This is a genomic window from Micromonospora rosaria (assembly GCF_001567585.1).
Taxonomy (GTDB): domain Bacteria; phylum Actinomycetota; class Actinomycetes; order Mycobacteriales; family Micromonosporaceae; genus Micromonospora; species Micromonospora rosaria.
The window spans coordinates 1-3,989 of record NZ_LRQV01000256.1; the positions used below are offsets into that span (position 1 = coordinate 1).

A 3,989-nucleotide genomic window follows, 5' to 3' on the forward strand; every position below is an offset into this window, starting at 1 on the left:
GGCTCTCCGGTGCCGTCTCCGGTGCCGCCGGGCTGCCCGGCGCGGTGCTCGACGTCGGCGTGCTGGCCTGGACCCAGGCCCGGATGGTGCTGCACGTCGCCGCCGCCCACGGGGTCGACCCGACGCACCCCGACCGGGCCGCGGACCTGCTGGTGCTGCAGAAGGTGCACAAGGTGGCCGCAACCGCGCGACTCGCGCTCGGGGTGGCGGCCGGCCGGGAGCGGGCCGGTGCGCTCTTCGGCACCGGGGCGCAGAGCCCGCTCGGGCGGGTCATGCTGCGGCTGGGCGTCCGGCTCGCCCAGATGGCCGGGGTGCGCGCCGCGAAGCGGGTCTTCGCCAAGGTGGTGCCCGGCGCCGCGATCATCCTCGGCACCTGGGCCAACTCGTCGGCGACGAAGGATCTCGCCGGCCGGGCCGGCCAGCTCTACCGGCAGCACGGCTCCGGCGGCGTCCCACACCCCCGCCGGGGCTGACCGGGCGGGTGGTGGGCCGGTCGGCGGGGCGGGGTCAGTCGGCGAGCCGGGCGGCCCGCCAGACCACCTCGGCCAGCCGGTTCTGCCCGGCCACGCTGGGGTGGAACCAGTCCAGCCGGTTGACCTGGTCCAGGGTGAAACGGACCCGGTGCACGGCCCCGCCGTCGTACCGGCACCGGGACCCGTACGCCCGGCAGGCGGCGGCGAGCTGGTCGTTGTAGGCGTCGATCCGCTTGCCGAACGCCGCCCGGCGGGCCACGTCCGCCGGCTCGGTCGAGGTGGGGTTGGCCAGCAGGGCGGGACAGATGCCGGTGCGCCAGGCGCGTACCGCCCGGTTGTCGGTGTGCCCGATCTCCCAGAGCCGGTTCAGGTTCGGGATGCTGACCACCAGTACCCGGGCCTTGGGCCGGCCCTCGCGCAGGGTGCGCAGGGCCCGGTCGACCTGTTTGCGGTAGGTCGACACCGGGGTCATCTCGTCGACGGTGCGCCGGCAGGCGTCGTTGCCGCCGATCAGCACGGTGACGTAGTCGGCCTTGGCGCGGACCGCCGCCTCGGCCTGGCCGGCCAGCGCCGACGCGCGGGCGCCGGACTCGGCGTGGTTGGTGGCCCTGCCCCGGATCGCCGGGTCCTGGTCGAGCAGCCGGCGGTAGAGGCTGTCCACCCGGACCCCGTCCCCGGTGGACCAGGAGTTGCGCTCGCAGGCGGCGAGGACCACGCAGGACCCGAACCCGGTGGTGATCGAGTCGCCGATCGCGGCGATGGAGGCGGGGCCGCCCCGGGGCGGCGGGTCGTCGGACGGGCGGGGGTCGGCCGAGCCGTCTCCCTCGCAGGCGAGCGCCACCAGGGCCAGCAGGCAGAACAGCGTGGTGACCCAGCGTCGAGACATGGTTTCCCCGGTCCGGCGGCGGTGAGCGACAGCCTGGTCACCGTACGCGGTGGTCTGGGGTCTTCGGTGTTCTGCTGTCGGATATCCGGCACGCCCGCGAGATCCGGCCGCCCCCGTGTTAGAGAGGGCGGCCCGGCCGGTGCGGCGGGCCGGGTGCGGCGCCCCCGGTCAGCGGCGGGGCCGCCGCCAGGGCGCGGGCTGCCCGTGCAGCCACCAGTGCAGCACCCGGGTGATCCGGGGCAGCACCAGGTAGGTCATCAGCGGGGTCAGGCAGAGGGTGATCAGCAGCGTCCGGACCACCAGCGACCCGTCCGGGAGCAACCGGCTGGCCAGCAGGTTCGCGGTGAGGCTCAGCGGGAAGAACGCCAGCCAGATCGTCACCGCCTGCTTCCAGCGGGGCGGGGAGGGCGGCGGCAGCGCCACGCGGGTCGCCCCGGCGAGGTCGGCGACCTGCTCCCTCGGCGGGTCGAACCAGCCCTCGATGCCGGTCCGCCGCTCGGTGCGGGTGTGCTCGACCATGCCCTGCGCCGAGGTGAGCCACCAGCGTCGCTGCGGCGACTCCTCCCAGTGGTGCAGCGTCTCGGCGTCGGCGAAGCGGTAGAGCATGTGCCACTGCGGGGAGCCCGGGGCGTGGCGCACCCAGCCCGCGCCGAGGAACCCGGGGAAGGCCTCCGCCAGCGCCGAGCCGGCCCGCATCCACGCCACCATCTCGCTGGTCCGTGCGGGGTCGACCTGCCGGGTGATGGCGACGGTCACCGGTACCGCCGGGGGCGTGCTCATGGTCCCATCCTCCGCCGTCGCGGCCCGTCCGGCCCGTCGAGGCGGGCCGGTATGACCCGGCCCACCGCCGGGCCCGCCGGGTGAGGTCCGGTTAACCGCGCCGATCGCGGGTAGCTGAACCCAATGACGCGATCCCAGCCCCGGCGCGCCCGTGGCACCGTGGGGCACGCCTACAGCGCGCTGAACCTCCGCCTCGCGCTCGCCAGCTTCGGTCTGGTGACCATGACCGTCTTCGCCGTGCTGGCCTTCCGCGCCGGCCTGGCGGTGCTCGGGGTGGCCTGCGCGGTGCTCGCCGTGGTCGCCGTCATCGACCTGGTCGTCATCCAGCGCCGCCGGGCCGCCCGACGCCGGGAGGAGCCGGGCACGCGCCACTCACTCTTCGAGTGACAGGAGTACGAGAATGCCCATCGCCACCGTCAACCCCGCCACCGGCGAGCTGCTCAAGACGTACGACCCGATGTCGGACGCGCAGGTCGACGCCGCCATCGAGCGGGCCGACCGGGCGTTCCGCCAGTTGCGCGGCACCTCGCTGGCGCAACGGGGCGACTGGCTGCGGGCCGCCGCCGACCGGCTGGACGCCGACCGCGACGAGATCGCCCGGCTGATGACCACCGAGATGGGCAAGACGTACGCGGCGGCGAAGGCGGAGGTCACCAAGTGCGCCGCCGCCGCCCGGTTCTACGCCGCCCACGCCGCCCGGATGCTCGCCGACGAGCCCGCCGACGCCCGCGCCGTCGGGGCCACCCGGGCCTTCGTCCGGTACCAGCCGATCGGGCCGGTGCTCGCGGTGATGCCGTGGAACTTCCCGCTCTGGCAGGTCATGCGGTTCGCCGCGCCGGCGCTGATGGCCGGCAACACCGGCCTGCTCAAGCACGCCTCGAACGTGCCGCAGACCGCCCTGCTGCTGGAGGACCTGTTCCACCGGGCCGGTTTCCCGCAGGGCGCGTTCGGCACCCTGCTGGTCGGCTCCGACGCGGTCGACCGGATCCTGAGCGACCCCCGGGTCCGCGCGGCCACCCTGACCGGCAGCGAGGGCGCGGGCCGCTCGATCGCCCAGATCGCCGGCCGGGAGCTGAAGAAGACCGTGCTGGAACTGGGCGGCAGCGACCCGTTCGTGGTGATGCCCTCGGCCGACGTGGCGACCGCCGCCGAGGTCGCCACCACCGCCCGCTGCCAGAACAACGGCCAGTCCTGCATCGCCGCGAAGCGGTTCATCGTGCACACCGACGTCTTCGACGACTTCGCCCGGGAGTTCGCCGGGCGGATGTCGGCGCTGCGGGTCGGCGACCCGATGGACGAGACGACCGACGTCGGCCCGCTCGCCAGCGAACGCGGCCGGGACGAGATCCACGAGCAGGTACGCGACGCGGTGGAGCGGGGCGCGACGGTGCTCTGCGGCGGCGAGAAGCCGACCGGCCCCGGCTGGTACTACCCGCCGACCGTGGTCACCGACCTGACGCCGCAGATGCGGATGTGGGCCGAGGAGGTGTTCGGCCCGGTCGCCGGCCTGTACCGGGTGTCGTCGTACGACGAGGCGATCGAGGTGGCGAACGGGACCGCGTTCGGTCTCGGTGCCAACGCCTGGACCACCGACCCGGACGAGCAGGAGCGCTTCGCCACCGACCTGGACGCCGGCAACGTCTTCGTCAACGGAATGACCACGTCCTTTCCGGAGCTGCCGTTTGGCGGGGTGAAGAACTCCGGGTACGGCCGGGAGTTGTCCGCGTTGGGCATGCGGGAGTTCTGCAACACCAAGACCGTCTGGGTCGGCGAGGGTACGGCGGGCGCCGGCGCCGGCGCGCACGCCGAGTAGGTGGGTGTTAGGAGGGGGCCCCTTTACTACCGAAAGC

5 protein-coding genes are annotated in these 3,989 nt (G+C 74.4%); 3 read left to right on the forward strand and 2 right to left on the reverse strand.

The genetic code is table 11. The features are described 5' to 3' along the window. On the forward strand, positions 1–473 hold a 473-nt coding region (locus AWW66_RS31635), incomplete at its 5' end, for an EcsC family protein (RefSeq protein WP_169807207.1). A gap of 34 nt (positions 474–507) precedes the next feature. On the opposite strand, the gene AWW66_RS31640 is transcribed toward AWW66_RS31635, so the two are convergent. Together AWW66_RS31640 and AWW66_RS31645 are read right to left on the reverse strand one after the other, a co-directional pair. Beyond that, the gene (locus tag AWW66_RS31640) at positions 508–1,359 is read right to left on the reverse strand and encodes an SGNH/GDSL hydrolase family protein (protein WP_067374370.1); all 852 of its coding nucleotides are present in this window, start codon (positions 1,357–1,359) and stop codon (positions 508–510) included. A 168-nt stretch (positions 1,360–1,527) separates the two neighbouring features. Further along, positions 1,528–2,139, reverse strand: a complete 612-nt coding sequence (locus AWW66_RS31645) for an antibiotic biosynthesis monooxygenase (protein WP_067374373.1) — start codon at positions 2,137–2,139, stop codon at positions 1,528–1,530. 123 nt (positions 2,140–2,262) lie between these two features. Between AWW66_RS31645 and AWW66_RS31650 the strand changes: the two genes are divergently transcribed. Both AWW66_RS31650 and AWW66_RS31655 read left to right on the forward strand, forming a co-directional pair. Then, complete coding sequence (locus AWW66_RS31650) at positions 2,263–2,526, forward strand: DUF6343 family protein (RefSeq protein ID WP_067374376.1); 264 nt, start codon at positions 2,263–2,265, stop codon at positions 2,524–2,526. 13 nt (positions 2,527–2,539) lie between these two features. After that, positions 2,540–3,952 carry an NADP-dependent succinic semialdehyde dehydrogenase gene (locus tag AWW66_RS31655; protein ID WP_067374384.1) on the forward strand — a complete coding sequence of 471 codons (1,413 nt, stop codon included), beginning with the start codon at positions 2,540–2,542 and terminating at the stop codon, positions 3,950–3,952. Positions 3,953–3,989 lie beyond the last annotated feature (37 nt).

Coding starts and splice junctions, on each gene's coding strand:
- AWW66_RS31640 (WP_067374370.1), bottom strand. CDS start 1,359: ATGTCTCGACGCTGGGTCACCACGCTGTTCTGCCTGCTGGCCCTGGTG.
- AWW66_RS31655 (WP_067374384.1), top strand. CDS start 2,540: ATGCCCATCGCCACCGTCAACCCCGCCACCGGCGAGCTGCTCAAGACG.
- AWW66_RS31645 (WP_067374373.1), bottom strand. CDS start 2,139: ATGAGCACGCCCCCGGCGGTACCGGTGACCGTCGCCATCACCCGGCAG.
- AWW66_RS31650 (WP_067374376.1), top strand. CDS start 2,263: ATGACGCGATCCCAGCCCCGGCGCGCCCGTGGCACCGTGGGGCACGCC.